The 25,599-nt window shown below is 44.0% G+C and carries 30 protein-coding genes; 21 read left to right on the plus strand and 9 right to left on the minus strand.

Annotated elements, in window-relative coordinates:
• Positions 1-9: 9 nt before the first annotated feature.
• On the minus strand, positions 10-987 hold the full coding sequence (locus MKX38_RS04470) for an iron-siderophore ABC transporter substrate-binding protein (protein WP_080529084.1): 978 nt from the start codon (positions 985-987) through the stop codon (positions 10-12).
• Between the two features lie 132 nt (positions 988-1,119).
• On the opposite strand from MKX38_RS04470, the gene MKX38_RS04475 reads away from it, so the two are divergent.
• From MKX38_RS04475 to MKX38_RS04490, 4 genes are all read left to right on the plus strand, one after another.
• Positions 1,120-2,121 (plus strand): iron ABC transporter permease, encoded by a 1,002-nt coding sequence (locus tag MKX38_RS04475; protein ID WP_327847244.1) that lies wholly within the window; start codon positions 1,120-1,122, stop codon positions 2,119-2,121.
• Positions 2,118-3,149, plus strand: coding sequence for an iron ABC transporter permease (locus MKX38_RS04480; protein WP_003233568.1), 1,032 nt, complete (start codon positions 2,118-2,120; stop codon positions 3,147-3,149). The genes MKX38_RS04475 and MKX38_RS04480 overlap by 4 nt, the downstream gene beginning before the upstream one ends.
• A gap of 115 nt (positions 3,150-3,264) precedes the next feature.
• Positions 3,265-4,146 carry a PhzF family phenazine biosynthesis isomerase gene (locus MKX38_RS04485; protein ID WP_339188797.1) on the plus strand — a complete coding sequence of 294 codons (882 nt, stop codon included), beginning with the start codon at positions 3,265-3,267 and terminating at the stop codon, positions 4,144-4,146.
• Between the two features lie 87 nt (positions 4,147-4,233).
• Entirely contained in the window at positions 4,234-4,818 is a 585-nt protein-coding gene (locus MKX38_RS04490; protein WP_339188799.1) for a nitroreductase, read from the plus strand.
• A gap of 38 nt (positions 4,819-4,856) precedes the next feature.
• Here the strand turns inward: MKX38_RS04490 and MKX38_RS04495 are convergent, their stop codons facing one another.
• The 3 genes from MKX38_RS04495 to MKX38_RS04505 all read right to left on the minus strand — a co-directional run bounded on the left by MKX38_RS04495 (position 4,857) and on the right by MKX38_RS04505 (position 6,191).
• Complete coding sequence (locus MKX38_RS04495; protein WP_003233561.1) at positions 4,857-5,048, minus strand: YfhD family protein; 192 nt, start codon at positions 5,046-5,048, stop codon at positions 4,857-4,859.
• Positions 5,049-5,114: 66 nt separating this feature from the next.
• On the minus strand, positions 5,115-5,225 hold the full coding sequence (locus MKX38_RS04500) for a YfhE family protein (protein WP_003223230.1): 111 nt from the start codon (positions 5,223-5,225) through the stop codon (positions 5,115-5,117).
• A 54-nt stretch (positions 5,226-5,279) separates the two neighbouring features.
• A complete protein-coding gene (locus MKX38_RS04505) occupies positions 5,280-6,191 on the minus strand; it encodes a TIGR01777 family oxidoreductase (RefSeq protein ID WP_339188802.1) in 912 nt (303 codons plus the stop codon).
• Positions 6,192-6,279: 88 nt separating this feature from the next.
• On the opposite strand from MKX38_RS04505, the gene recX reads away from it, so the two are divergent.
• The 3 genes from recX to MKX38_RS04520 all read left to right on the plus strand — a co-directional run bounded on the left by recX (position 6,280) and on the right by MKX38_RS04520 (position 8,726).
• Positions 6,280-7,074 (plus strand): recombination regulator RecX, encoded by a 795-nt coding sequence (gene recX / locus MKX38_RS04510; RefSeq protein WP_038428646.1) that lies wholly within the window; start codon positions 6,280-6,282, stop codon positions 7,072-7,074.
• Position 7,075: 1 nt separating this feature from the next.
• The gene (locus MKX38_RS04515; protein ID WP_003244592.1) at positions 7,076-7,390 is read left to right on the plus strand and encodes a YfhH family protein; all 315 of its coding nucleotides are present in this window, start codon (positions 7,076-7,078) and stop codon (positions 7,388-7,390) included.
• Between the two features lie 142 nt (positions 7,391-7,532).
• Complete coding sequence (locus tag MKX38_RS04520) at positions 7,533-8,726, plus strand: MFS transporter (RefSeq protein ID WP_003243500.1); 1,194 nt, start codon at positions 7,533-7,535, stop codon at positions 8,724-8,726.
• Between the two features lie 32 nt (positions 8,727-8,758).
• Here the strand turns inward: MKX38_RS04520 and MKX38_RS04525 are convergent, their stop codons facing one another.
• On the minus strand, positions 8,759-8,911 hold the full coding sequence (locus MKX38_RS04525) for a small, acid-soluble spore protein K (protein WP_003223241.1): 153 nt from the start codon (positions 8,909-8,911) through the stop codon (positions 8,759-8,761).
• Between the two features lie 124 nt (positions 8,912-9,035).
• Between MKX38_RS04525 and MKX38_RS04530 the strand changes: the two genes are divergently transcribed.
• From MKX38_RS04530 to MKX38_RS04555, 6 genes are all read left to right on the plus strand, one after another.
• On the plus strand, positions 9,036-9,305 hold the full coding sequence (locus MKX38_RS04530; RefSeq protein WP_015252516.1) for a YfhJ family protein: 270 nt from the start codon (positions 9,036-9,038) through the stop codon (positions 9,303-9,305).
• 143 nt (positions 9,306-9,448) lie between these two features.
• Complete coding sequence (locus MKX38_RS04535) at positions 9,449-9,967, plus strand: SH3 domain-containing protein (RefSeq protein ID WP_339188804.1); 519 nt, start codon at positions 9,449-9,451, stop codon at positions 9,965-9,967.
• An 84-nt stretch (positions 9,968-10,051) separates the two neighbouring features.
• Positions 10,052-10,384 (plus strand): SdpC immunity protein SpdL, encoded by a 333-nt coding sequence (spdL, locus tag MKX38_RS04540; RefSeq protein WP_003242803.1) that lies wholly within the window; start codon positions 10,052-10,054, stop codon positions 10,382-10,384.
• Positions 10,371-11,231, plus strand: a complete 861-nt coding sequence (gene ephM / locus MKX38_RS04545) for an epoxide hydrolase EphM (RefSeq protein ID WP_076458543.1) — start codon at positions 10,371-10,373, stop codon at positions 11,229-11,231. The genes spdL and ephM overlap by 14 nt, the downstream gene beginning before the upstream one ends.
• 231 nt (positions 11,232-11,462) lie before the next feature.
• Positions 11,463-12,452 carry a glycosyltransferase family 2 protein gene (locus MKX38_RS04550; RefSeq protein WP_003244113.1) on the plus strand — a complete coding sequence of 330 codons (990 nt, stop codon included), beginning with the start codon at positions 11,463-11,465 and terminating at the stop codon, positions 12,450-12,452.
• Between the two features lie 71 nt (positions 12,453-12,523).
• Entirely contained in the window at positions 12,524-15,109 is a 2,586-nt protein-coding gene (locus tag MKX38_RS04555; RefSeq protein ID WP_003242872.1) for a YfhO family protein, read from the plus strand.
• Here MKX38_RS04555 and MKX38_RS04560 read toward each other — a convergent pair.
• Positions 15,102-16,085, minus strand: coding sequence for a metal-dependent hydrolase (locus MKX38_RS04560; RefSeq protein ID WP_003244136.1), 984 nt, complete (start codon positions 16,083-16,085; stop codon positions 15,102-15,104). The two genes, MKX38_RS04555 and MKX38_RS04560, sit on opposite strands and share 8 nt — an antisense overlap.
• 215 nt (positions 16,086-16,300) lie before the next feature.
• Here MKX38_RS04560 and mutY point away from each other — a divergent pair, with 215 nt between their 5' ends.
• Complete coding sequence (gene mutY, locus MKX38_RS04565; RefSeq protein WP_003243838.1) at positions 16,301-17,410, plus strand: A/G-specific adenine glycosylase; 1,110 nt, start codon at positions 16,301-16,303, stop codon at positions 17,408-17,410.
• Positions 17,411-17,417: 7 nt separating this feature from the next.
• Here the strand turns inward: mutY and MKX38_RS04570 are convergent, their stop codons facing one another.
• On the minus strand, positions 17,418-17,642 hold the full coding sequence (locus MKX38_RS04570; protein ID WP_003233542.1) for a hypothetical protein: 225 nt from the start codon (positions 17,640-17,642) through the stop codon (positions 17,418-17,420).
• A gap of 81 nt (positions 17,643-17,723) precedes the next feature.
• On the opposite strand from MKX38_RS04570, the gene fabL reads away from it, so the two are divergent.
• The 5 genes from fabL (at position 17,724) to MKX38_RS04595 (ending at position 21,735) form a co-directional block, all read left to right on the plus strand.
• Entirely contained in the window at positions 17,724-18,476 is a 753-nt protein-coding gene (fabL, locus tag MKX38_RS04575; RefSeq protein ID WP_003223262.1) for an enoyl-[acyl-carrier-protein] reductase FabL, read from the plus strand.
• A 68-nt stretch (positions 18,477-18,544) separates the two neighbouring features.
• Positions 18,545-18,799 (plus strand): gamma type acid-soluble spore protein SspE, encoded by a 255-nt coding sequence (gene sspE, locus MKX38_RS04580; RefSeq protein WP_003233541.1) that lies wholly within the window; start codon positions 18,545-18,547, stop codon positions 18,797-18,799.
• Between the two features lie 172 nt (positions 18,800-18,971).
• Complete coding sequence (locus MKX38_RS04585; protein WP_003242708.1) at positions 18,972-19,232, plus strand: YgaB family protein; 261 nt, start codon at positions 18,972-18,974, stop codon at positions 19,230-19,232.
• Positions 19,233-19,375: 143 nt separating this feature from the next.
• Positions 19,376-19,906 carry a DUF402 domain-containing protein gene (locus MKX38_RS04590; protein ID WP_003223272.1) on the plus strand — a complete coding sequence of 177 codons (531 nt, stop codon included), beginning with the start codon at positions 19,376-19,378 and terminating at the stop codon, positions 19,904-19,906.
• An 86-nt stretch (positions 19,907-19,992) separates the two neighbouring features.
• Complete coding sequence (locus MKX38_RS04595; RefSeq protein WP_009966836.1) at positions 19,993-21,735, plus strand: ABC transporter ATP-binding protein; 1,743 nt, start codon at positions 19,993-19,995, stop codon at positions 21,733-21,735.
• Positions 21,736-21,811: 76 nt separating this feature from the next.
• Here the strand turns inward: MKX38_RS04595 and MKX38_RS04600 are convergent, their stop codons facing one another.
• Together MKX38_RS04600 and MKX38_RS04605 are read right to left on the minus strand one after the other, a co-directional pair.
• A complete protein-coding gene (locus tag MKX38_RS04600; RefSeq protein ID WP_003233537.1) occupies positions 21,812-22,873 on the minus strand; it encodes an aromatic acid exporter family protein in 1,062 nt (353 codons plus the stop codon).
• Positions 22,874-23,093: 220 nt separating this feature from the next.
• On the minus strand, positions 23,094-24,383 hold the full coding sequence (locus MKX38_RS04605) for a glutamate-1-semialdehyde 2,1-aminomutase (RefSeq protein ID WP_339188810.1): 1,290 nt from the start codon (positions 24,381-24,383) through the stop codon (positions 23,094-23,096).
• Positions 24,384-24,534: 151 nt separating this feature from the next.
• Here MKX38_RS04605 and bcp point away from each other — a divergent pair, with 151 nt between their 5' ends.
• Positions 24,535-25,008 carry a thioredoxin-dependent thiol peroxidase gene (bcp, locus tag MKX38_RS04610; RefSeq protein ID WP_003233532.1) on the plus strand — a complete coding sequence of 158 codons (474 nt, stop codon included), beginning with the start codon at positions 24,535-24,537 and terminating at the stop codon, positions 25,006-25,008.
• A gap of 122 nt (positions 25,009-25,130) precedes the next feature.
• Positions 25,131-25,568 (plus strand): peroxide-responsive transcriptional repressor PerR, encoded by a 438-nt coding sequence (gene perR, locus MKX38_RS04615; RefSeq protein ID WP_003223285.1) that lies wholly within the window; start codon positions 25,131-25,133, stop codon positions 25,566-25,568.
• Positions 25,569-25,599: the final 31 nt, after the last annotated feature.

Genomic DNA, 25,599 nt, shown 5'->3' on the forward strand with positions numbered 1-25,599 from the left:
GTCTTTTTTTTATTTCGTTTTTAAGAAGTAGGTTTCAATATCATCAAGCAGATAGTTTGCTGCTTTAATTCCGCCTGCGGTTGTCCACACGACGTCATCGACTTCATGTGCATTACCTGACTTCACGGCCTTTAGGTTTTTCCATAGTGAACTGCTTGTCCACTGATTGGCCCATTTTTCATTTTCTTTTGCATTATCGGCTTTATAAGTGAAATAAAACAGCACATCAGCATCCATATCAGGAATAGATTCTTTACTGTCGGTTGAGAACGTAAATTGGTCCTTTTGTTTCTTAAACAGCTCCACTTGTTTTTCAGGGCGTTTGAAGCCAAGCTGGTCTAAAATAATCCCAGGAAATGAATCGGTATAATAGATTCTTGACTCACCGGATAAAAAGCGTACGACAGAAACGGTTTTGTTTGTCTGGTCGCCCAGCTTGTTTTTTAAATCAGAAACGCGTTTATCAAAATCGGCAATGACTTCCTTGCCTTTGTCCGCCTTATTCACCGCGTTGGCGTATAGAGTCAGGTTATCCTTCCAGTTCCCGGCCAAAGATTCAGCAAAAACAGTCGGCGCAATCGCATTTAACTGATCATAAATTTTTTCCTGGCGCACTTTGTTTCCAATAATCAAATCAGGCTTTAATTCTGCGATGGCTTCCACATTCGGTTCCGTTTCAAGACCGACGTTTTTAACACCTTTCATGTCATCTTTCAGATAGTCATACCACGGGTCGCCCTTCCATGACTTTACGGCTCCGACCGGCTTAATGCCAAGCGCTAAGAGCGCCTCTGTTCCTTCATTAGTTAAAACAACAATCCGTTTTGGATTGGCGGGGATGTTGTCTGATGTCCCCATTGCATGTTTGACCGTTCTTGTTTTGCTGCTTGACCCCTCGCTGTTGCTTGAACTTTCTGAACTATTACAGGCAGAAAGTACCATAAAGGCCATTAAAAATACGAATAGCATGCTGATATGCTTTTTCATCTTTTTCCTCCCAATATTGAAATTCATTATCATTTAGATCATAATAAGCAGTGTTAAGAGTGTCAATCCCTAATTGAGGATTATTCTCAAAAACAAACATTACATAGTAAATAACTAGGAGAATATTAGATCATGATCTGCAAAAAGGCATCTTCAAAATGGATTGTGTTAGTATGTCTGATTTTCATTTTACTGGCGGCTGTCTGCGCAAGCGTCGTGTATGGCTATACAGGTACGTCATGGAGACAGGTCTATCAGGCGTTTACTTCCTTCAACGGAACAAATGAGCATGTCATCATCAAGGATGTCAGGCTTCCGCGCGCTTTGGTTGCGACAGTCGTCGGCGCCTCGCTTGCAGCCGCAGGCGCTCTCATGCAGGCGCTCACAAAAAATCCGCTTGCGTCACCGGGGATTTTCGGGATTAACGCCGGTGCCGGTTTTTTTATTGTTGCCGGATCGTTTTTTCTGCATATTCAGTCACCTCAGGCATTAGTATGGAGCTCGTTTCTGGGGGCAGCATTTACCGCCGCGATCGTCTATGCAGCAGGCTCGCTTGGGAGGGAAGGGCTGACGCCAATCAAACTGACGCTGGCGGGAGCTGCCATGGCAGCCATGTTTTCTTCTCTGACACAGGGCTTGCTGTCTGTCAACGAACTCGAGCTTGCCCAGGTGCTTTTTTGGCTGACTGGCTCTGTGCAGGGCCGGAGTCTGGATCTGTTGATGACGATGTTTCCATATGCAGCGGCAGCGCTGGTAATCTGCTTCTTTCTCGGCCAAAAAATTAACCTCCTCGTTATGGGAGAAGATGTGGCAAAAGGACTCGGCCAAAAAACAAGCCTGCTGAAATTTGTGATGGCGCTTTGTATTGTCATGCTTGCAGGGTCCGCTGTCGCCATTGCCGGGCCGATTTCTTTTATCGGCATCATTATTCCGCATTTTGCCCGCTTTGTCGTTGGTAATGATTATCGCTGGGTTCTGCCATTTTCCGCTGTTTTGGGTGCCATTTTGCTTGTTTGCGCGGATATCGGTGCGCGATATATCATTATGCCTCAGGAAGTTCCTGTCGGGGTCATGACCGCCATCATCGGAATGCCTGTGTTTGTGTACATCGCAAGAAGGGGGGCGAAGCTATGAAACTTCGTTTTGGCGTTACTGCGGCTGAAAAGAAAGCATGGATCGTCTTTTTAATTTTACTGGGGTTAACAGCTGCTGTACTCATCATAAGCGCAGGTCTCGGACAAAGGTTTATTCCTCCCTGGGATGTAGCAAAAACATTCTTTGGTGCAGGTTCCAAGCTGGATGAACTGATGATCATGTCGTTCCGCATGCCAAGAATTTTGACGGCTTTATGCGCCGGTGTCTGCTTGGCAGCGGCAGGCGCGATATTGCAGGGGCTCGTCAGAAACCCTCTCGCATCTCCGGATATTATCGGAATAACAGGAGGAGCGGCGGTAGCGGTCGTGCTTTTAATGATGTTCTTCTCAGACCGCAGCAGTTCACTTACGATCAGTCTGTCATGGCTTCCAGCAGCCGCATTTATCGGCGCATCGGCTGTCGGGCTCATCGTCTATTTACTGGCATACAAAAATGGCGCCTCCACATTTCGGCTGGTGCTTATCGGAATCGGATTTTCAATGTCGGCGCAGGCGATGACTACCCTGTTGATGATCAAAGGCCCGATTTACCGAGCATCACAAGCCAATGTGTATATCACTGGGTCAGTTTATGGGTCAAACTGGCAGCATGTAAAAATAGCTATTATCTTATCTGTCATTCTCTTATTCATTTGTTTTGTCGCGCTAAAAAATATGAATATACAGGTGCTGGGTGAAGATATTGCGGCGGGTGCAGGAAGCGCTGTGCAGCGAAATCGTTTTTTCTTGCTCCTTTTGAGTACGGCTCTTACTGGTTGTGCAGTTTCAGTTGCCGGCACAATCGGTTTTGTCGGGCTGATGGCGCCCCATATTGCAAGACGGCTTGTCGGCTCATCTTATGGCGCGCTGCTCCCAGCGTCGGCACTTATTGGAGCTCTGCTCGTTTTAACAGCTGATATCGTCGGCAGAACCTTATTTGCTCCGGTGGAAGTGCCGGCCGGCGTCTTTACAGCGGCTATCGGCGCACCTTATTTTATTTATTTGCTCTATAAAACAAGAAATTCTTAATCGTTACACCCATTTTCTTAAAAAAAGAAAATGGGTTTTTTTGATAATGACTGAAGATTCGTAATTATTTTTGCTATACTGACAGAGACATTGATAAAGAAAGGGCGGCAGATGAATGAAAGAAGCAGAGGTATTAAAATATGAAGCATTTACAAGCAGTCCCGGCAAAGGAAACCCCGCAGGCGTCGTTTTGCAGGGAGACGATTATACGGAAGACGAGATGCAGATCATAGCTGAGCGTGCTGGGTATTCAGAAACCTCCTTTATCCGAAAAAGCGAGTCGGCCGATCTTGAACTCCGTTACTTTACACCTGGACACGAAATGAATTTGTGCGGTCATGCGACAGTTGCTTCTCTTTACGCATTATGTGAGAAAAGAATGCTGGAGAGCGGTAAAACGTACAGCATCCAAACGAAAGCGGGTATCCTGCCTGTGAAGATTTCTGAAAAAGATGGCCGTATTCATATCACGCTTGAACAGGCCTCTCCGCAATTCAAACCATTTACAGGCGATCGGAAAAAACTTGCGGACGCACTGGGTATCACCGAAGAGGATTTTTATGAAGACCTTCCGATTGTGTTTGGCAGCACTGGGATATGGACAGCCATCGTTCCGCTTAAATCATTGGAGGCTTCCAAAAAAATGGTGCCAGATAACAAACAATTTCCGGAAGTGTTAGTTGATCTGCCAAAAGCTTCAGTCCATCCGTTTACCTTTGAAACCGTCCATCCCGACAGCGACCTGCACGGGCGCCACTTTTCATCCCCGTATTCGGGAACGATTGAAGACCCCGTGACCGGCACAGCATCCGGCGTGATGGGGGCTTATATGAAACATTATGGCAATGCCAAGCAGCATAAATTTATCATTGAACAAGGGCAGGAAATTGGAAAAGACGGAAAAGTGGAGATCGAAATGAACGAAGCCGGCGGCCATGTGAAAGTGAACATGACAGGTACAGCCGTTTACTCAGAAACCCGTATTCTTAAAATCTAATACGGATGATGGTTTACAAAAAGATGCACTTTCCGTTATCATTATGAAATGATAATCATTTTCAATTGTATAGGAAGGTGAGACGGTATGCCTCAAACCGAACAAATACATCAGCATTCAGTACTGCGGGACATCATACGCAGCAGAAGATCGATTCGAAAGTTTAAACAAGAGCCAGTACCTTCAGCAGTCATTCTTGACATGCTTGAAACGGCAAAATATGCGCCAAATCACAGAGTGACAGAGCCATGGAGATTTATTTACGTTTCCAGTGAGACAGGTAAAGCGAACCTCATCAATACATTTGCAGCGTTCTCTATGAAATCCAAGCCGGATATGACAGAGGAAAAGCTTCAAAATTTCAAAAACACACTTGGGCGCGTTCCGGGATTTCTCCTCGTCGTGTTTCAGGAAGATGAAAACAAAAGAGCGCGGGACGACGATTTTGCGGCAACAAGCTCGTTGATTCAAAATCTTCAGCTTCTTGCTTGGGAAAAAGGAATCGGCATGGTTTGGAAAAGCGGAAAAATCCTTTATGACAAAGAAGTCCATCAGGCCTTTGGTTTGCAGGATAATGAGCGTTTCGCCGCCATCATACAAACAGGTTATCCTGACGAGGCGCCGGAAGTGAAAAAACGCACACCAATCCGCGACCGGTTTACTGAAATGTAAAAAGCCCCTTGTCTCAAACGGAGACAAGGGGTTTTTCATTAACGAGATTTCTTTTTCGCTCTGTTGTCGGCTGCTTTCGCACGCTCTTGCGCTTCGCGATCATCTGCATCAGCAAGCTCGGTTGAATATTCTTCGTAAACGCCGTCAGTTTCCCTTTTTAATGCATCGGGAACTTGTGGAAGCTTTTGTTTGTTTTTATCACGGTTTTTGTGGATATGATTTCTGCCCATATCAAATTCCCCCTAAAAAGTGATATCAAACAAATATAGTATTTGGTTTTAAGGGGTTATGTATTCCTACTTCCGCTTAGCAGCTTTTTCCGCTTTTTTAAATTCGCCTGAATAAAGAACTTCCTGCATTTTTTTAAGGTTGGCGCCTTGCTGATGCTTCTCCCTCTTTTTTTCCATAAAAAGGACCTCCTTCAACCATGTTATTCTTAAGGTTGACGCTTCCTGCTGTTTTTATACAGTCTTTCGGTCCGCTATCAGCTGTGAGAGTGCAAATTCAAGATCCGAATATGTAAAACGAAATCCAGAGTTTATCGCTTTTTTAGGAAGAGCGCGCTGTCCTTTCACAATCAAAAGACTCATTTCACCCAATGCTTTTGATAAAAAGAATTCCGGGACGGGGAGCCAGTGCGGGCGGTGCTTCACCCGTGCAATCGTTTTTCCGAATTGCTTCATGTCCACAGGATTGGGCGCGGTGACATTCATTGGGCCTGAGATGCCGGCGTTTTCCACCGCATATCGGATCATCTGGGCCGCATCCTCGACATGAATCCATGACAGCCACTGCCTTCCCGTTCCGATCGTTCCGCCGGCCAGAAACTTATAGGGGAGAATCATGAGCGGGAGAGCGCCTTTTTCTCCAAGCATCACGCCAAATCTCGCATAAACCGTCCTGATGCCCATCGCCTCAATATGCTGTCCTTCCTTTTCCCACAGGTGTGCAGTATGGCTGAGAAAATCCTCATCTGACGTTGCAGAATCCTCTGTAAAGGTTTTCTCAAGGCTTGTGCCGTAAATACCCACGGCACTGGCTTGGATCAGTGTCTGCGGCTTCTCCTTCTGTTTCTGAATAAGCCGCTGCACTTCACGCGTCGCATTGATACGGCTGGAGAGAATGTGCTGCTTCGTTTTTTCCGTCCAGCGGCCAAAAATCGATTTTCCCGCAAGGTTTATCCAGACATCAATATGAGGAAGTTCCTGCTCCGGTGCGGCTCCTTCCGACAGCCATTGGACATATGTCATATTTTTTTGTTCAGTTTCCCTTGCGTTTCTTGATAAAATATAAACATGGTGTCCCTGGCGGGTAAGAACGCCTGTCAGATGCTGGCCGAGAAAACCGGTTCCGCCCGTCATTGCGATATTCATGAACATCTCTCCTCATCGTTCTAATAAATATACTTTACCTCATTGTAATAAAAGAAAACGCGTTTCAGGCCTGAGAAGGGAGATTAAGATGCCGTTTATTACAAAAATATCAACGCAAAAAAAGAATACGGAACGCTTCAATATTTTTTTGGATGATAAATACGCCTTCAGTGTGGACGCGGATGTGCTCGTGAAATTTGAGCTCAAGAAGGGAAAAGAACTCGATGATCTTGACATCATTGAGATTCAATACGGCGATGAAGTGAAGAAAGGCTTCAACCGTGCGCTTGACTTTTTATCCTATCGAATGCGGTCGACGAAAGAGGTCGAGGACCACTTAAAGAAAAAAGAAACCTCGCCCCCCGTCATTGCGGAAGTCATCCATAGGCTTAACGATTACAAGTACTTAAACGACCAGGAATTTGCCTCAGCCTATGTCAGCACTCACAAAAAAACAAACGGAAAAGGCCCTGATGTTTTGTTCAGAGAGCTAAGAGCGAAGGGAATTGATGACGATACAATTAAGGAGGCGCTAAGTTCCTTTTCCTTTGAAGATCAGACAAGAGAAGCGGTCAAGCATGTTGAAAAGCTTCTCAAAAAAGATAAAAAGCTTTCGACGAAAGAACTCAAACAGCGCGCCCAGCTGCAGCTTCAGCGCAAGGGCTTCTCATTTGATGTTATCAGCGCGGCGATGGATCAGATTGAATATGAAAATGATGAAGACACAGAGAAAGAAGCGCTGCGCCTTCACGCGGAAAAAGCGTTTAGAAAATACCGCTATGACGGCTCATATGAAAGCGCCATGAAGGTCAAACAATTTTTATTCCGCAAAGGATTCTCACTCGATTTAATCGAGCAATTACTGCAGGAAGAGGAGTACTGAAATGGAGAAACGATACAGTCAAATGACACCTCACGAACTCAATACCGAAATCGCATTACTTTCTGAAAAAGCAAGAAAAGCCGAACAGCATGGAATCATAAACGAACTGGCAGTGCTCGAACGGAAAATTACGATGGCAAAAGCATATTTGCTGAACCCGGAAGATTACTCACCGGGAGAAACATATCGTGTGGAAAACACTGAGGACGAGTTTACCATCAGTTATTTAAATGGCGTTTTCGCATGGGGATACAGGACCTCTTCCCCTCAGCAAGAGGAAGCGCTGCCAATCTCAGTATTGCAAGAAAAAGAATAAAGCGTAACAGGAGGCTGATGATCAGCCTCTTTTTGTTTGCAGCACATTTACACGAATTCTTAAAGAAAAAATCATTGAATTCACTTGAAAAATCTTTTAAGATGAAACTCGTTGTTTTTTAAAATCAAAGGAGGCGATGACGTTGAGTATCAAAAACCCATCTGTAAAATTTATTATATTTGTTCTTATGATTTGTACATTTTCAATCGGCTATACAGAATACGCGGTGATGGGTATTTTGACGTCGATTGCCAATGACTTTCATATACAGGTTTCATCCGCAGGGCTTCTTGTCACGGCTTATGCGGCAAGCGTTTGTTTGACAGGGCCGCTCGTCACCATCATTTCCGTCAAGCTTCCGAGAAAGCCTGTGCTTCTTGGGCTGATGGCGATATTTATCCTTTCCAACCTGATGAGCGCACTGGCGCCGAATTTTGCTGTATTGGCCATTTCAAGAATTTTATCTGCGTCCATACACGGCGCTTTCTTCGCGATTGCCATGGTATTCGCAAGTGAAATGGTTCCGCCGGAAAAGCGTGCTGCAGCTGCTGCTTCAATGAACGGCGGACTGACAGTGGCTCTAATGCTTGGTGTTCCATTCGGCTCTTATCTCGGAGATGTCCTGAATTGGAGAGCGGTGTTTTCCATCATTACGGCACTTGGTGTCATCGGATTTTTAGGCCTTATGGCTGCCGTGCCGAACAGAAAACCAAAAGTGATCCCAATGCTTATGAATGAGTGGGGGGTTTTTAAACACAAACAAGTGCTGTTTTCCTTCGCGATTACCATTTTAGGCTATTCCGGTGTCTTTATCGCCTACACCTTTATCGAACCCATTTTGAGGCATTCAGCCGGATTCAGCACGGTTGGCATTACAGGTGCTCTCTTTGCGTATGGATTGGGAGGCGTTGCCGGGAATTTCTTTGCTGGAAAAGTACCGCTGCCTTTGCTGACTCGGACGATGATCGGCGTAATGATCGGTTTAATCGGTGTTCTGGCTGTATTTCCTTACATCGCCATTTACCCGGCTGCAGCCATTGTGGCAACGTTCCTATTCGGGGCATGCGCATTCGGCACGCCGCCTCTTCTGCAAACAAAGGTCATTTCCTCATCTGAGGGCGGCACAACCATTGCCGCAGCTGTCAGCGTATCAGCATTTAACCTTGCCAATGCCCTTGGTGCATGGATCGGCGGAATGATTTTAAACGGAACAGGCTCTTATTCCTGGCTGTTTGCAGGAGGTGCGCTTATGACCGCATGCGGACTTGTGCTTTCTACCTTCGCACACTTATCAGAAAAGAAGAGCGTCTACGAATATCAAGTCAATAAAGGGTAAAAAACAGCTGCAGTGTATGCAGCTGTTCTTCTTTACCGTTTGCCTGAGGCTCTCATTCTTTCTTGAGGATGCTGATTGATAGATCCGTCAGCACGCTTTGAAGCATAGTCGTCCTTTGCTCTCGGTTCACCCTGAAATTTGTTTTCGTTTTCGTAAGGAAATCCTTTTTCTTTATTTCGGACCATGTCATATCCCCCTAGGTTCGAGATCAAAAAGTTGCGTCTTTTCAGATGAAGACGTAAGGTTAGTATATGGAGAACACCACGTAATAAAGCGTTATTTTTTTCCTGAAGAAAGGAGACTGCACACATGAATATGTACATTGAGAAACTGACTAATCTGCTTCTGGAAAAGAACGAGATGATCAGCTATATACAGGCAAAAACGTGGGTGGAATTGTTATGGAGCGATTTCGAAGCAACCTACGCAAAAGCCGGACACGCCTATCAAGGTGAAAAAATGACTGAAAAAATCGTCACACAATGGATTGAAAACTATGGCGGCCAGCTCCACCTTTTTCAAAGCTCCCGTAACGACGTGAATGATTACTTAAATCAAAGCAAAGGCCTTTTGCACTAAAAACCTGCCGTTAACGACCGGCAGGTTTTTTCATTTTCTTAAAATTACCTTAACAGGAAGAAATCATAAACAAAACATGTTTCACCAGCCTGTCAATCAGGGAATACCACTTATATCTTGTCAAATGCGAGGAGGAGCTTTATATGAAAAAGAAACAAGTAATGCTCGCTTTAACAGCTGCTGCAGGACTGGGTTTGACAGCACTTCATTCCGCTCCCGCAGCAAAAGCTGCGCCCCTTCACGACATATCTGTCAGCATGCCATCATCCGATTCTTACATCATAAAAACAGGAAAGCTGAATGTCCGGACTGAGCCAAATCATAAAGGTGACATTCTCGGCACTGTATCATCAGAACAAAAAGTAAAAGTCTATGGATTTGTAAATGCCGATTGGGCTCAAATTCATTTCAAAGGAAAAAAAGCGTATATTTCAACCCACTTTTTAATGAAAACCGCAAGCCAAGCGAAAACAATGAAACAGACAGCCTTCTATGCACCGACGCCCGAAAATGGAAAAGCTAAACAGCTCTCATCTGGAAGAGAGGTGACAATACTTGGGTGGGGATTCAGTGAAAACGGCGGATTTGACTTCACTTGGGCGTTCGTGGATTATGGCGGAGTTAAAGGCTATATTCACACAAAGGATTTACAAATGCGATAAAAAGGCAGGCCGAGGCTTGTCTTTTTGCCTATGCATGAAACATTTCTCCTTTCTGCACGTAACAATGAGAAAGGAGATGAGGATATGACGGGTTTAGTCGGCGGAGGGCTTATGATCATTGCTGGCATACTGATCAAACTGTTTCCTCCCAAATCGATCAACAGTGTGTACGGATACAGAACGAGACGCTCAATGTCAGATCAAAGATTATGGAATGAAGCGAACCGTTACAGTGCATCGTTAATGATCCTGTCAGGCTTGGTGATTGCGGGAATGGGTTTGCTACTGGGATCAAACTTGTTTATTCTTCAGCTTATCCTGCTGATTGCCGCCTGTGTCATAACATTTATGCTGACGGAGAAAAGGCTGAAAATCATGACGCACAGTCAAGGAGGAGATAGAAGTGGACGGAGTTAAATGCCAGTTTGTCAATACGAACGGAATCACGCTTCACGTTGCAGCCGCAGGACGGGAAGATGGCCCGTTAATTGTCCTGCTCCATGGATTTCCTGAGTTTTGGTACGGCTGGAAAAATCAAATCAAACCGCTTGTTGATGCGGGTTACCGGGTCATTGCTCCTGATCAGCGGGGCTACAATCTCAGTGACAAACCGGAAGGAATTGATTCGTATCGGATTGATACATTAAGAGATGATATCATCGGGCTTATTACGCAATTCACTGATGAAAAAGCAATTGTCATCGGGCATGACTGGGGAGGGGCTGTTGCATGGCATTTGGCTTCCACACGCCCGGAATATCTTGAAAAACTGATCGCGATCAATATTCCGCACCCGCACGTCATGAAAACCGTAACGCCGCTTTATCCGCCGCAATGGCTGAAAAGCTCGTATATCGCATACTTCCAGCTCCCCGATATACCGGAGGCATCACTAAGGGAAAATGATTATGAAACATTAGACAAAGCGATTGGATTATCCGACCGTCCCGCGCTTTTTACATCCGAGGATGTCAGCAGGTACAAAGAAGCGTGGAAACAGCCGGGCGCGCTGACAGCTATGCTGAACTGGTACAGAGCCCTCAGAAAAGGAAGCTTGGCAGAGAAACCCTCTTACGAAACAGTACCTTACCGAATGATCTGGGGAATGGAAGACCGCTTTTTGAGCAGAAAGCTTGCGAAAGAGACGGAAAGGCATTGCCCGAATGGACATCTCATCTTTGTTGATGAAGCTTCCCATTGGATTAACCACGAAAAGCCAGCCATCGTCAATCAGCTGATTTTGGAATATCTTAAGAACCAATAAGCTAAAATTTCTCTCCATCCGTCTGTCATAATGGCAGACTTTTTCTGTGCGTTTTTTTCATAGTCTGTTTTAAACATGACAAAATAACATTAAAAATCATGAATGTCACCATAAAATTGTAACAAAAAACAGGTTTAAACGACTTTAAAAAAAGGAATAGCCTTACTGAAGATTTGTGTAAAACTCCCCTAAGGCAATACTTAAAAAGAATAATAAAAAGAAGGTGCCTTAATGAAGCAAGGATTAATCTCGATTATTATCCCGTCTTACAATGAAGGGTATAATGTTAAACTCATTCATGAATCTTTAAAAAAGGAATTTAAAAACATTCATTATGACTATGAAATATTCTTCATAAACGACGGAAGTGTTGATGACACGCTTCAGCAGATCAAAGACTTGGCAGCGACGTGCAGCCGGGTAAAATATATATCTTTTTCTCGAAACTTTGGAAAAGAAGCCGCAATTTTGGCGGGCTTTGAGCATGTTCAGGGCGAGGCGGTTATTGTCATGGATGCCGATCTGCAGCATCCGACATATTTGCTGAAGGAATTTATCAAAGGCTACGAAGAAGGGTATGACCAAGTCATTGCCCAAAGGAACAGAAAAGGGGACAGCTTTGTCCGCTCACTCTTATCATCTATGTATTACAAGTTCATTAATAAAGCGGTGGAAGTCGATTTGCGTGACGGTGTCGGTGACTTCAGATTGTTAAGCCGCCAAGCTGTGAATGCACTTTTGAAGCTGAGCGAAGGAAACCGCTTCTCAAAAGGCCTTTTTTGCTGGATTGGCTTTGATCAGAAAATTGTATTTTATGAAAATGTCGAACGAAAAAACGGCACCTCCAAATGGTCGTTCAGCAGTCTGTTTAACTACGGAATGGACGGCGTCGTTTCATTTAATCATAAGCCGCTGAGATTATGTTTTTATACAGGCATTTTCATCCTGCTGCTTTCCATCATTTATATCATTGCCACATTCGTTAAAATTCTGACTAACGGTATTTCTGTGCCTGGGTATTTCACCATTATCTCAGCAGTGTTATTTCTCGGCGGAGTACAGCTGTTAAGTCTTGGAATAATAGGTGAATATATCGGCCGAATCTATTATGAAACAAAAAAACGCCCGCATTATTTGATCAAAGAGGCGAATATCCCGAACAAAGACCTGCCTGAAACGAACGAATTAAAAAGCATGCGGCGTCTGACAAAAATGCACTGAAAATACCAAGCGCCATTGGCAGTGCTTTTTTTGCGTGTCTATTATCTTAAAAGCAAGACTGGAGAATTCATATGAAAAGAAAACATATCATGATCTATGCGGCCAGTTTGCTGGTGTCCGTTCTGGCACACGCTTTTTTTGTGAAAGAATGGGCGGAAGGCAGGTATATGACAGGTCCGGGTGACGGGCTTGCGCAAATGATCGTATTTAAAAAATTATTATTTGACCAATATACACACGGGAATTTTTTCTACAATTATTCATTCGGACTTGGCGGCGGCACATTCAGTCAGCTCGGCTATTATTTTTCTGCGTCTTTTCTTTTTCTTGCTGTGTCTGCCGCTGTTTGGCTGCTTCAAGCCGTCCAGCTGATCGGAGAAACGGATACGCTTTTTTGGGCAGAGTCAGCTGTTTTTATCAGTATTTTCAAATTGAGCTTGATCATCTTTACGTCCGCTTCTGTTTTTCATTATCTTCTTAAGCACAGGGCGGCATCGTTCACGGGAGCCGTGTTATACGGCGTCTCAATTATTTATTTCCGTCACGAAGCGTATTGGGAATTTTTCACCGATACAATGGTTTGGCTTCCGCTGCTTGTGCTTGGCGCAGAAAAAATTATTAGAGAGCGGCGTCCGGCGTGGTTTATCGTTGCGTGTTCGCTGACGTTAATCAACAATTTTTACTTTGCATACATAAACCTTATATTCATCGGAATCTATGTGCTGTTCAGATGGCTGATCCGTTTGGAACCACATGAAGAGAAAAGATGGATTCAAATCAGATTATTTCTCGTTTCAGGCTTCATTTCTTTTGGCATCAGTGCGGCGGCGTTTGTGCCGGTAGTATACGGTTTTTTAAACAACCTGCGCCCTCCATACAGCCAGAAAATAGAGTGGCTCAATTTCGATGATAATATCTTATTTTCGAGCCGGATCATCATTGTGCCGGCCGCTTTTCTGCTGTTTTTGTTTATTATTTCTTTTTACAAAAACCGTGTGTTTCGTCTCTTTGCCGGGTTGAGCCTGCTGTTTATTCTGTTTCATTTCAGTCCGTATGCGGCAAGCGTCTTTAACGGTTTTTCCGCCCCGCAAAACCGGTTTGAATATGTTCTGGCCTTTACCATTGCGGGAGCAGCTGCGGCTGGTTTGTCACAGCTGTCTGAATTGAAACGGAAAGAACTGCTCCCGGCCGCAGCTGTCGTCCTGCTTCTTTACTTGTATCATATCCAAAGGTATAAGCTCGATATATGGAAGCCTGCGAATGAAAGTATTCTATTGCTCTTACTCATGACAATCGCAGCCTTGTTTGCTGCAGCTTTTGCGAAAAAACGGGCAAAAATGGCTGTGTACGGTATAATCATTCTTTCTTCGCTGTTTGTCGCCAACTCCTATCAAAAATACGCGCTCTCAGAAGGCGGCGATTTGGACAGTGTGACAAAAGAATATCTTACAAGTGAGGAATACAGAGGGCGGGAATCATCTGAGCTCATCAGACGTTTACAGAAGGAAGACGATGACCCGCTCATGAGAATCGACTGGATGAACGGGGTCCGCAATAATACGCCAATCATTTACGGATTTAATGGCTTCAGCGCGTATTCCAGCATTTTAAACAAAGATCTGCTGGCCTTCTATTGGAATGATTTAAGCATCGATATGGGCAGGGAAAGCGTCAGCCGTTACGCGTCATTGGGAGACAGGGCGAATTTATACAGCCTGCTTTACGGCAAATATTATATGACCGAAAAAACAAACGAAGCCAGCGTCCCGTACGGCTTCAAAAAGCATTTAGAAACAGAGCATTATGCAGTTTATGAGAATCAGTACATGCTTCCATTCGTTAAAACAGCGGATGCCATATACAGCGAAAGTGAGCTGGACCGATTGCCCGCTCTTGCGAAAGAACAGGCGATGCTGAAAGGAATTATATTAAAAGATCCATCAGGAAAAACGGAGCAGACACCAAAACCGTCCAATTTGATCACCAAGTCGGACATCACCGCAAAACAAGCCCAGTATCAAAACGGGCTGCTAACCGTAACTGGAGAAAACGGAGGAGAGCTGATCATCACCCCGAAACAGCCATCATCCGCTCCGGGAGACTACTATGTCAGCTTTTATTTGAAAAGCAAAGCAAAAGACAAAGGATTTACATTAAAGGTAAATGATTATGTCACAACAAGGAAATCGAACAAATCGATCTATAAAACCGGAGTAAATAATATAACGGTAAGAGTGCCTAAATCAGGCCATATCTCAATCAATCTTCCGAAAGGAACCTATGAGCTGAGAAACATAGCGCTCTATGAAGAAAATTACCAAACGCTGAAAAACGCTGTAATGCAAAATAAAACAGAGAAAGCAGACAAACTGAATTGGAACAAAAATCGACTGACCTTTTCCTATCATCTGTCAAAAGACCAGTACATCATGCTTCCGATCCCATATGAAAAAGGCTGGGAGCTGAAGATCAACGGAAAAACACAGAAGATCGAAAAAGCGGATTATGCTTTTATAGGCTTCAAGGCGCAAAAGGGAGACAATCACATTGAGCTGACTTACTATCCGCCATACTTCAAAATATCGGCGATCATATCTCTCGTCAGTCTGCTGCTTGCTGTTTTTTATATAAGACGTAAAAAGCCCGGCTCTATATAGAGCCGAGCTTTAATTTTTTCTGAAGTTTTTCTTCGCTGAATATCCATCCCGTATAGGATGAACGAATCGTGAGATCATGGCCGATATGAACAATTGCGACAAACGGATAATGGCCTTTGCTCCGATAACGCAGGTCGATAAATCTCACCTCATAATGATCTTTAAACGTATCCACTTCCCACCGGTATACCGGAGAAAAGGACAGAAACGCCGCGATGTTATCATCCTGCTTTGCCGCATGCATTACATCGGTTTCAGGAACAGGCACCCGATTAAATGTATCCAGAATCACGACATGTCCTTCCATGCTTCTTCCTACATAGAAAGCATGTGCTGTCGTCACTGCGATTCGCCATTGCCTGAATTTCATCGTTGGAGAAATAATAATGCTTTCGATCTCATCATGAATCATCTCATGAAGCTTCCGTTTAATTCTCAGCTGCATGATCAGGCGCACCAAGTAGTAGCCTACCAATATGATATATAAGCTGAGAAACGTGATGCCGGGACTCCCGCCTGCATACCAAATCGCGATAGCTGCCAGATGGCTGATAAAAATAAACGGATCAAACGTATTAATCAGCCCGAGCGCAACCCATTTTTTCGAAAACGGACGAATGGCTTGTGTTCCATAGGCGTTGAATATATCAACAAAGACATGCAGAACGACTGCCAGCAGTGTCCACAGCCACAGGTGCAGAAAATCGGCCTGAGGATAAAATAAATACAGAATCGCCGGGATGATGACAGACCAAAACAAAACGGCGGGAATTGAATGGGTAAATCCTCTGTGATTCCTTATATAAACAGCATTGTTTTTAAGCTTTAACACAGTATCAATATCCGGAGCCTGAGAGCCCGCAAGCGTTGCGATCATAACAGCGTGAGCCATTGCCGGATCTGATCCGACAACAGGATCAAGCGTCGCAATACCGCCCAGTGCGATGCCCATAACGACATGTGTGCCCGTATCCATAGGTGACCTCCTTGCAGGGTGATCCTGCACATTCACTTTGTAAGAAATTCCCCATTTTCATATACCCAATTTTTAAACTGATTCAATCGTTCTCATATGTTTCCGCTTTTTCTTTATTACTATTTAATGTAACATATTATCGTACTGTGCCCTTAGTGTACAACAAAAAACAGTCTAAAGAAAAGCGGGGCGCGAAAGACTGGGGAGAAACACATATGAACGTACTTGAAGACAAATTAAAACAAAAAGACATACAGCAATTTCGCGATGATTTAATCTCATGGTTTGAACGAGAGCAGCGCGTTTTGCCGTGGAGAGAGGACCAAGATCCATATAAAGTGTGGGTATCTGAAGTGATGCTGCAGCAAACGAGAGTAGAGACAGTGATTCCTTACTTTCTCCGGTTTGTAGAACAATTCCCGACAGTGGAAGCGCTCGCTGATGCTGATGAAGAAAAGGTGCTGAAAGCATGGGAAGGGCTCGGCTATTATTCGCGAGTCAGAAACCTGCAAAGCGCGGTAAAAGAAGTGAAACAGGAATACGGCGGCATTGTTCCTCCAGACGAGAAAGATTTTGGCGGGTTAAAAGGCGTCGGCCCTTATACAAAGGGAGCGGTGCTCAGCATTGCCTACAATAAACCCATTCCCGCAGTTGACGGAAATGTGATGCGTGTCATGTCCAGAATTCTATCTATTTGGGATGATATTGCCAAACCAAAAACAAGAACGATCTTTGAAGACGCCATACGAGCTTTTATTTCCAAAGAAAAACCATCTGAATTTAATCAGGGCTTGATGGAGCTTGGAGCCTTGATCTGTACGCCAAAATCACCCTCATGCCTGCTTTGCCCGGTTCAGCAGCATTGCTCAGCATTTGAAGAAGGCACTGAACGGGAGCTTCCGGTAAAAAGCAAAAAGAAAAAGCCCGGGATCAAAACCATGGCCGCGATCGTACTGACTGATGAAGACGGACAAGTGTATATCCACAAACGGCCGTCTAAAGGTTTGCTCGCCAACCTGTGGGAATTCCCGAATCTTGAAACACAAAAAGGGATCAAAACTGAGCGTGAACAGCTCATTGCTTTCTTAGAAAACGAATATGGCATACAAGCTGATATCAGTGATCTGCAAGGTGTAGTCGAGCATGTTTTCACCCACCTGGTATGGAATATTTCAGTGTTTTTCGGTAAAGTAAAACAAGTGTCGGATACCAGCAAGCTGAAAAAAGTAACGAAAGAAGAGCTCGAACAATTTGCGTTCCCGGTGTCACATCAAAAAATCTGGAAGATGGCAGGAGAAGCAGCCGCCATCTCGGCTGCTCCGTAAACCATTCTTAATCGTAAGAGACGCGCGTGCCGTGGCTGTAGTCCGCTTCATTGCGCTTCATTCCGCCGCGCGCTTCAATTTCTTGCGTTAATTCCCGGTATTTTGATTGGCCTTCTTCGTTCAAATAAGGCATAATTTGCTGAAAGGCATGATGAAAATAAGCGAGTTCACTGTTCTTCCAATCTTTTTTGGAAACCATGTTCAATTCGCTCATATCACGTCCGACATACATAACAGAAGACCCCCTTTAAAGTTCTTGCCATTATTGTTTGTGGAAATAAAAGAACTATACGCTACAAGGAGATGAGGAAAAATGGAACAAAATAAATGTGCACTCGTAACAGGAAGCAGCCGCGGTGTCGGAAAAGCGGCCGCGATCAGACTTGCTGAGAACGGCTATAACATCGTCATTAACTATGCACGCAGCAAAAAAGCAGCATTAGAAACAGCGGAAGAAATCGAAAAGCTTGGCGTTAAAGTGCTTGTCGTAAAAGCAAACGTAGGACAGCCTGCAAAAATCAAAGAAATGTTTCAGCAAATTGATGAAACGTTCGGCAGACTTGATGTTTTTGTCAATAATGCCGCTTCAGGAGTACTAAGACCTGTCATGGAATTAGAAGAAACACACTGGGACTGGACGATGAACATTAATGCGAAAGCATTGCTTTTCTGCGCTCAGGAAGCTGCCAAGCTAATGGAGAAGAACGGTGGCGGGCATATTGTCAGCATTAGTTCATTAGGCTCTATCCGCTATCTTGAAAACTACACCACGGTCGGTGTATCAAAAGCAGCGTTAGAGGCTTTAACCCGTTATCTTGCCGTTGAGCTTTCACCAAAACAAATTATCGTCAATGCTGTTTCAGGCGGAGCGATCGACACAGATGCGCTGAAGCACTTCCCGAATAGAGAAGATCTGCTTGAGGATGCGCGCCAAAATACGCCGGCGGGACGCATGGTCGAAATTAAAGACATGGTTGATACTGTGGAGTTTCTAGTGTCTTCCAAGGCTGACATGATCCGCGGACAGACAATTATCGTTGACGGCGGACGCTCACTGCTCGTTTAAAAATTTTTAAAAAAGAGGAATAGCTATACGATCACCTGCACATTCTAATGACCGTGGAGGTGATAACAATGGCTAACTCAAATAACTTCAGCAAAACAAACGCTCAACAAGTTAGAAAACAAAACCAACAATCAGCTGCTGGTCAAGGTCAATTTGGCACTGAATTTGCTAGCGAAACAAACGCTCAGCAAGTCAGAAAACAAAACCAGCAATCAGCTGGACAACAAGGTCAATTCGGCACTGAATTCGCTAGTGAAACTGACGCACAGCAGGTAAGACAGCAAAACCAATCTGCTGAACAAAACAAACAACAAAACAGCTAATCACTGAAACAGAAAAAAGCACTTCATCTTCGGGTGGAAGTGCTTTTTTCTGTTTGAAAAACGACAAAACTTGTGGAAGGTCTACAGAATGAGTCAAAGGGTTTGCTTTACGGAGATCGAAATGATTAAAGGAGGAAATGTTTATACTTTCATCAGGCTGAAGGAGGAACCGATGACCGAATTTGAAAAGCTGGTAAGTGAACAGATGAAAACGATGGATAAGCTTCTCGATCTCCAATCAGAGCTCGACCGCTGCAAACAAATTGAGGCGGAACTCCGGCATTTGGAAAGGGATGCAAGGCTGCGTGGGATTCAGGCTGAAATTGCGGTAAAACGGAAACACCTTGCCGATATACAGGATATGTTTCAAAAGCAGACAGAGCAGGTCATTCGTTCATATCGCAGCTCAGAAAAGCCGTCTTCCTTTGTGTAGTGCAGGAATGTGCCATTCCCCGGCCGGAATGGCTCTTTTATTTTCATTTTTCAATTTGTAACGTTATAATAGGTAAAAGACGTTGTCGGTAAGCAAATTTGGACATACTAACTGTAGGGCTTTATAGAAAGTAGGGGAGAAATATGGGCTATCCCAAGGAAGGAGAAACCATTCAAATTCACAGCTATAAGCACAACGGGCTGATTCATAGAATTTGGAATGAGACAACAATCTTAAAAAGTACAGAAATGTGTGTCATCGGAGCCAATGACCGGACGATGGTAACCGAATCAGACGGCCGGACATGGATAACCAGAGAGCCCGCAATCTGTTATTTTCACGCAAGACAATGGTTTAATGTCATCGGGATGCTGAGGGAAGACGGGGTTCATTATTATTGCAACATCAGTTCTCCGTTTGCCTATGATGGCGAAGCAATTAAATATATTGATTATGACTTAGATGTTAAGGTTTTTCCTGACATGACCTACAATATTCTCGATGAAGACGAATATGATGATCATCGGAAAGCCATGAATTATCCAAAAGAAATCGACAGTATTTTAAGAGACTACTTAAATACGCTGCTCCATTGGATTCACCAGCGTCAGGGACCGTTTGCGCCCGAGTTTGTCGATATGTGGTATGAACGGTATTTGCGCTATACAAAATAATGGTTACGTAAAAACCTGTTGCGGGGTACAACAGGTTTTTCACATGGGCTCACACACATCATGACAAAGAGAGAGGGGGAATCAACGTGGGGGTTATGAAACGCTACATGCAATTCGTCAAACCTTATAAGAAGCAAATTTTCGTTACAGTATTAATCGGGATCGTAAAATTCTCCATTCCGCTTGCTCTCCCATTGCTTCTGAAGTACGTAGTTGACGACATTATTCAAGGAGGCGGCACGGCCAGTGACAAAACCACGTCATTGTTCACGATTATGGCGATCATGTTCGCCTTATTTTTAATTTTGCGCCCGCCTGTTGAATATTACCGGCAATATTTTGCCCAGTGGACTGCCAGCAAGGTGCTTTATGATATAAGAGCTAAGCTGTTTGACCATATACAAAAACTGAGCCTTCGTTTTTACGCGAATACAAGAACAGGGGAAGTCATTTCCCGAGTGATTAATGATGTAGAACAAACAAAGGATTTCGTCATCACAGGGCTGATGAATATATGGCTCGATATGCTGACGATTTTGATTGTAATCTCTATCATGCTCACACTGGACGTTAAATTAACGCTGATCTCTATCGTTTTATTCCCATTATACGGAATATCAGTGAAGTATTTTTACGGCCGTTTACGAAAGCTGACAAGGGAGCGCTCACAGGCTCTTGCTCAAGTGCAGGGGCATTTGCATGAACGCATTCAAGGCATGCCTGTCATCAGAAGTTTTGCGATAGAAGATCATGAACAGGCTCAATTTAATGAGAAAAACGGTCATTTCTTAGATAAAGCCATCCGCCACACGAATTGGAACGCCAAAACCTTTGCGGTCGTTAATACCATTACAGATTTGGCGCCGCTCATCGTCATAGCGTGCGCCGGGTATTTTGTCATTAATGGACCGCTGACAGTCGGAACAATGGTCGCGTTTGTCGGATATATTGACAGAATGTACAACCCTGTTAGAAGGCTGATCAATTCCTCTACAACTTTGACACAGTCAATCGCATCAATGGACAGGGTGTTTGAATTTATTGACGAGCCCTATGAACTCACTGACAAACCAAATGCGATAAAGGCCGATCAGATTCGCGGAGGAGTGGAGTTTCAAAACGTTTCGTTTCAATATGAGAAGGACAAAGAAAATATTCTTCATGATGTATCCTTAAAAGTAAATAGAGGAGAAACTGTAGCTCTCGTCGGCATGAGCGGAGGAGGAAAATCAACGCTCGTCAGCCTGATCCCAAGATTTTATGATGTAACAAGCGGCAGACTGCTGATTGATGGGACGGATATTCGCGATTATGAAGCAAGAAGCCTTCGCAACCAGGTTGGCATGGTGCTTCAGGATACCTTTTTATTTAGTGAAACGATTCGGGAAAATATCGCGATCGGCAAGCCTGATGCCACACTTGAAGAGATAATCGAAGCCGCCAAGGCTGCAAATGCCCATGAATTTATCATGAGTTTTCCAGAAGGATATGAGACCCGGGTGGGAGAACGAGGCGTTAAGCTTTCAGGCGGACAAAAGCAGCGGATCTCAATTGCGCGGGTATTCCTGAAAAATCCGCCGCTCCTCATTTTAGATGAAGCTACATCAGCTCTGGATTTGGAAAGTGAGCATTACATTCAAGAAGCGATGGACAAACTGGCGAAGGATAGAACAACTTTTGTTGTTGCCCACCGTTTATCGACAATCACCCATGCGGATAAGATTGTTGTCATGGAAAACGGCACAATCATTGAAATCGGAACCCATGATGAACTCATGGACTATGAGAGCCAGTACAAGCACTTATTTACCATTCAAAATTTGAACTAAAACATCAATCTTATATCCTTTTAACGAAGGATATAAGATTTTTTTGTATATAAAAAAACCCGGCTGTTTAACCGGGTTACTCTTCTGTTTCTATTTCGCAATCTTTCGGATGATACGTTTGAAAACTTGTGATAAGTGTTTCTAAATGTTCAAGCTGCTCGCGATATTCCACGGCGCTTGCCATAATATTGAGCATGTTGTAATCAATAAGCTCCTCATCCGTATTCTGCTGATTTTTTAAAAATGACTTTGTTAAAAGCTGCTTATACCGGATGCCTTCTTCAACCGCGTCATCATGCGGCTTGATTTTTCCGACAAACCTCATCAAAATCCGTTCGTGCCAGTAAAGCAGGTAATCAAGTTCTTCAGTCAATGTTTCCTGAAACTCTTCCGGCATATGATAGATCTCGTTTTCCAGACGATGCAGCTTCTTCAATGTATCAAGCGCCCGATTTGCAGTAATAATGGCCTGTCTGAACAGGACAAGCTTTCTTGATTTCACATAAGTGGTTTTCTTAAAGTAACTTCTTTCTTCTTTATATAGAAGATATGTCTGATCAAGCTTGATCATTTTTTCTTTCAGTTTTTCAATATCCTCTTTCAAAATCGAATGCTCTGTCGACTGCCGCATGGACAATCTGATCCACTTCATAATTTCTTCGGTGTTTTCGACGGTATTATGAATCAGCTTTGTTTCGTACTTAGGAGGCAAAAACACAAGGTTGACGATAAAGGAAGAAAGCACCCCTAAGATGACTGTGCTTGTTCTGATCAGCGCGAACATTAAAAAGTCGTCACCGGCAGATTCTAATATCGCAATGACTGTTACAAGAGCAATTGAAATTGTATGTTCAATTTTAAGTTTCAGCATGATTGTAATGACAATAACTGCTGTTAACCCGATCATAATCGGGCTGGGTCCGAAAATAAGGCCGAACACTGTGGCAATCACAGCTCCGATGATATTTGCTTGAACCTGGTCAATAATAATGAGAAAAGAGCGGTAAATCGACGGCTGGATCGCAAATATCGCTGCAATTCCAGCGAAAATCGGCGCGGGAAGCCCGATCCACGAAGCCAAATAAAGGGCAAGTGTAATCGCAATCCCGGTTTTGAAAATGCGGGCACCAAGTTTCATTGGTTTGTGCGTGCATTCCTTTCTATAGTAAATTGTGTGACATAGCAAATGGGCTAATCCTTAAAATTCCCGGTTAGTTTATTTGCTAAACAATTAAGTAATATACAGGGATCGATACAAATATTCAAGCTATTTTTCTAGAAAAAGACCAAAATCTTACACGTTGTTTGATTCCATAAAAAAAACAGGAGCTCAAAGCTCCTGTTCAAGGTATCTGATTCTAGTTTTTAAGATGTTTAAAAGCATCCTCGACCGCTGCAAGCGTGTCTTTAATATCCTGCTCTGTATGTGCTGTGGTAATAAACCAAGCTTCATACTTAGAAGGTGCTAAATTAATTCCGCGTTCCAGCATCAGCTTGAAAAACGTAGCGAATGTTTCTCCGTCACTCCGTTCAGCCTGCTCGTAATTTTCGACTTTCTCATCAGAGAAGTATACCGTGAGCGCACCTTTTAACCGGTTGACCGTAATGGTGATGCCGTGTGTTTCTGCGTGCTTCAAAATACCTTCCTCAAGCATAGCGCCAAGGTGATCAAGCTTTTCATACACGCCTTTTTCTTTGAGCACTTCCAGACAAGCGATGCCTGATAGGATGGAAGCGGGGTTCCCTGCCATTGTTCCTGCCTGATAAGCAGGCCCTAGCGGAGCTACCTGCTCCATGATTTCTTGTTTGCCGCCATAGGCGCCAATCGGAAGTCCGCCGCCGATAATTTTCCCGAGTGCTGTTAAATCTGGTTTCACCTGTAAGAGATCCTGCGCGCCGCCATACATAAAGCGGAAAGCCGTAATGACTTCATCGTAAATAACGAGAGCGCCTGCATTATGTGTCAATTCATTTACTTTTTCTAAGAAGCCCTCTTTCGGCTCGACGATACCGAAGTTACCGACAATCGGTTCAACGAGAACTGCCGCGATTTCACTGCCCCATTTATCAAGAGCCGCTTTATAGCTATCGATATCATTAAATGGTACTGTGATCACTTCGTTTGCAATGCTTTTCGGTACACCGGCTGAGTCTGGTGTGCCGAGAGTAGACGGACCGGAGCCTGCGGCGACAAGCACAAGGTCCGAATGCCCGTGATAGCAGCCCGCAAATTTAATGATTTTTGTCCGGCCTGTATATGCGCGAGCCACGCGGATGGTCGTCATAACGGCTTCTGTACCCGAATTGACGAATCTTACTTTGTCCATAGCGGGAATGGCTTCTTTGAGCATTTTTGCAAATGTAACCTCGTGTTTCGTTGGTGTTCCATACAATACACCGTTCTCTGCCGATTTTTTAATCGCTTCTGTAATATGCGGGTGGGCATGTCCTGTAATAATCGGACCGTACGCCGCTAAATAATCGATGTATTTGTTGCCGTCCACATCCCAAAAATAAGCGCCGCTTGCTTTCTCCATTGCAACAGGAGAACCGCCGCCGACTGCTTTATATGATCTAGACGGGCTGTTTACACCGCCGACAATGTGCTGTAATGCCTCATTGTGAAGTTCAATTGATTTTGTATGCAAGAATAAAAACCTCCTATATCTCCATGCGTCCTTTCTATTGTAGCATGCTTCCGAACAAGAACAATGGCTTCGGGCTTCAGATTCAGCTGAGATGGTTGTAATCTGGACAAGAATTGGATACGCTTAATAAAAAACATCCGGAGGTAACGTAATGACTATAGAAATCGGACAAAAAGCGCCTGATCTTGAGTTAAAAGGCGATCATGGGGAAACAGTAAAATTATCGGATTATAAAGGAAAGTACATCGTGCTTTATTTTTATCCAAAGGACATGACACCGGGATGTACAACTGAAGCATGCGATTTTCGGGACAGTCACGAAAGCTTCGCCGAACTGGATGCCGTCATTATCGGCGTCAGCCCGGACAGCCAGGAAAAACACGGAAAATTTAAAGAGAAGCATAACCTTCCATTTCTGCTTCTTGTTGATGACGAGCATAAGCTGGCGGAAGCATTTGATGTGTGGAAGCTGAAGAAAAACTTCGGAAAAGAGTATATGGGAATCGAGCGTTCCACTTTTTTAATTGATAAAGAAGGCCGGCTCATTAAAGAATGGAGAAAAGTAAAAGTAAAGGACCATGTAGCCGAAGCGCTTCAAACCCTCAAAGATATGTCGGAAAAGTAAATCTCTATGAGCCTATGCTTACTTTTACCCTGATATCAATTGACAAATTATCGTAGAAAGAGTTACACTAATTATAAACATTACAATGTAAGAATTTTTTTTAGAAGAGAGGTGCATGACGGATGGCTGCACATGAACTAAAAGAAGCCTTAGAAACGTTGAAGGAAACCGGAGTTCGCATTACTCCTCAACGTCATGCGATTCTGGAATATCTCGTTAACTCTATGGCTCATCCAACAGCGGACGATATATATAAAGCTCTGGAAGGGAAATTTCCTAACATGAGCGTAGCGACAGTATATAACAATTTGCGTGTGTTCCGGGAATCAGGTTTGGTAAAAGAGCTCACATACGGTGATGCTTCCAGCAGATTCGATTTTGTCACATCCGATCACTATCACGCGATTTGCGAAAACTGCGGGAAAATTGTGGACTTCCATTACCCGGGCCTTGACGAAGTTGAGCAGCTTGCTGCCCACGTCACGGGTTTCAAGGTAAGCCACCACCGTTTAGAAATTTACGGCGTCTGCCAAGAGTGTTCGAAAAAAGAAAATCATTAAAAATAAGCTGACCGCACGAAACGGTCAGCTT

The sequence above is a fragment of the Bacillus sp. FSL M8-0025 genome (assembly GCF_037975475.1).
In the GTDB taxonomy this organism is placed as follows: domain Bacteria; phylum Bacillota; class Bacilli; order Bacillales; family Bacillaceae; genus Bacillus; species Bacillus subtilis.

What these genes read in the sequence shown, in the direction of transcription:
- MKX38_RS04470 (WP_080529084.1), bottom strand. Translation starts at nt 987, where the DNA reads ATGAAAAAGCATATCAGCATGCTATTCGTATTTTTAATGGCCTTTATG.
- MKX38_RS04475 (WP_327847244.1), top strand. Translation starts at nt 1,120, where the DNA reads ATGATCTGCAAAAAGGCATCTTCAAAATGGATTGTGTTAGTATGTCTG.
- MKX38_RS04480 (WP_003233568.1), top strand. Translation starts at nt 2,118, where the DNA reads ATGAAACTTCGTTTTGGCGTTACTGCGGCTGAAAAGAAAGCATGGATC.
- MKX38_RS04485 (WP_339188797.1), top strand. Translation starts at nt 3,265, where the DNA reads ATGAAAGAAGCAGAGGTATTAAAATATGAAGCATTTACAAGCAGTCCC.
- MKX38_RS04490 (WP_339188799.1), top strand. Translation starts at nt 4,234, where the DNA reads ATGCCTCAAACCGAACAAATACATCAGCATTCAGTACTGCGGGACATC.
- MKX38_RS04495 (WP_003233561.1), bottom strand. Translation starts at nt 5,048, where the DNA reads ATGGGCAGAAATCATATCCACAAAAACCGTGATAAAAACAAACAAAAG.
- MKX38_RS04500 (WP_003223230.1), bottom strand. Translation starts at nt 5,225, where the DNA reads ATGGAAAAAAAGAGGGAGAAGCATCAGCAAGGCGCCAACCTTAAAAAA.
- MKX38_RS04505 (WP_339188802.1), bottom strand. Translation starts at nt 6,191, where the DNA reads ATGAATATCGCAATGACGGGCGGAACCGGTTTTCTCGGCCAGCATCTG.
- recX (WP_038428646.1), top strand. Translation starts at nt 6,280, where the DNA reads ATGCCGTTTATTACAAAAATATCAACGCAAAAAAAGAATACGGAACGC.
- MKX38_RS04515 (WP_003244592.1), top strand. Translation starts at nt 7,076, where the DNA reads ATGGAGAAACGATACAGTCAAATGACACCTCACGAACTCAATACCGAA.
- MKX38_RS04525 (WP_003223241.1), bottom strand. Translation starts at nt 8,911, where the DNA reads ATGGTCCGAAATAAAGAAAAAGGATTTCCTTACGAAAACGAAAACAAA.
- MKX38_RS04530 (WP_015252516.1), top strand. Translation starts at nt 9,036, where the DNA reads ATGAATATGTACATTGAGAAACTGACTAATCTGCTTCTGGAAAAGAAC.
- MKX38_RS04535 (WP_339188804.1), top strand. Translation starts at nt 9,449, where the DNA reads ATGAAAAAGAAACAAGTAATGCTCGCTTTAACAGCTGCTGCAGGACTG.
- spdL (WP_003242803.1), top strand. Translation starts at nt 10,052, where the DNA reads ATGACGGGTTTAGTCGGCGGAGGGCTTATGATCATTGCTGGCATACTG.
- MKX38_RS04550 (WP_003244113.1), top strand. Translation starts at nt 11,463, where the DNA reads ATGAAGCAAGGATTAATCTCGATTATTATCCCGTCTTACAATGAAGGG.
- MKX38_RS04555 (WP_003242872.1), top strand. Translation starts at nt 12,524, where the DNA reads ATGAAAAGAAAACATATCATGATCTATGCGGCCAGTTTGCTGGTGTCC.
- MKX38_RS04560 (WP_003244136.1), bottom strand. Translation starts at nt 16,085, where the DNA reads ATGGATACGGGCACACATGTCGTTATGGGCATCGCACTGGGCGGTATT.
- mutY (WP_003243838.1), top strand. Translation starts at nt 16,301, where the DNA reads ATGAACGTACTTGAAGACAAATTAAAACAAAAAGACATACAGCAATTT.
- MKX38_RS04570 (WP_003233542.1), bottom strand. Translation starts at nt 17,642, where the DNA reads ATGTATGTCGGACGTGATATGAGCGAATTGAACATGGTTTCCAAAAAA.
- fabL (WP_003223262.1), top strand. Translation starts at nt 17,724, where the DNA reads ATGGAACAAAATAAATGTGCACTCGTAACAGGAAGCAGCCGCGGTGTC.
- sspE (WP_003233541.1), top strand. Translation starts at nt 18,545, where the DNA reads ATGGCTAACTCAAATAACTTCAGCAAAACAAACGCTCAACAAGTTAGA.
- MKX38_RS04585 (WP_003242708.1), top strand. Translation starts at nt 18,972, where the DNA reads ATGACCGAATTTGAAAAGCTGGTAAGTGAACAGATGAAAACGATGGAT.
- MKX38_RS04590 (WP_003223272.1), top strand. Translation starts at nt 19,376, where the DNA reads ATGGGCTATCCCAAGGAAGGAGAAACCATTCAAATTCACAGCTATAAG.
- MKX38_RS04600 (WP_003233537.1), bottom strand. Translation starts at nt 22,873, where the DNA reads ATGAAACTTGGTGCCCGCATTTTCAAAACCGGGATTGCGATTACACTT.
- bcp (WP_003233532.1), top strand. Translation starts at nt 24,535, where the DNA reads ATGACTATAGAAATCGGACAAAAAGCGCCTGATCTTGAGTTAAAAGGC.
- perR (WP_003223285.1), top strand. Translation starts at nt 25,131, where the DNA reads ATGGCTGCACATGAACTAAAAGAAGCCTTAGAAACGTTGAAGGAAACC.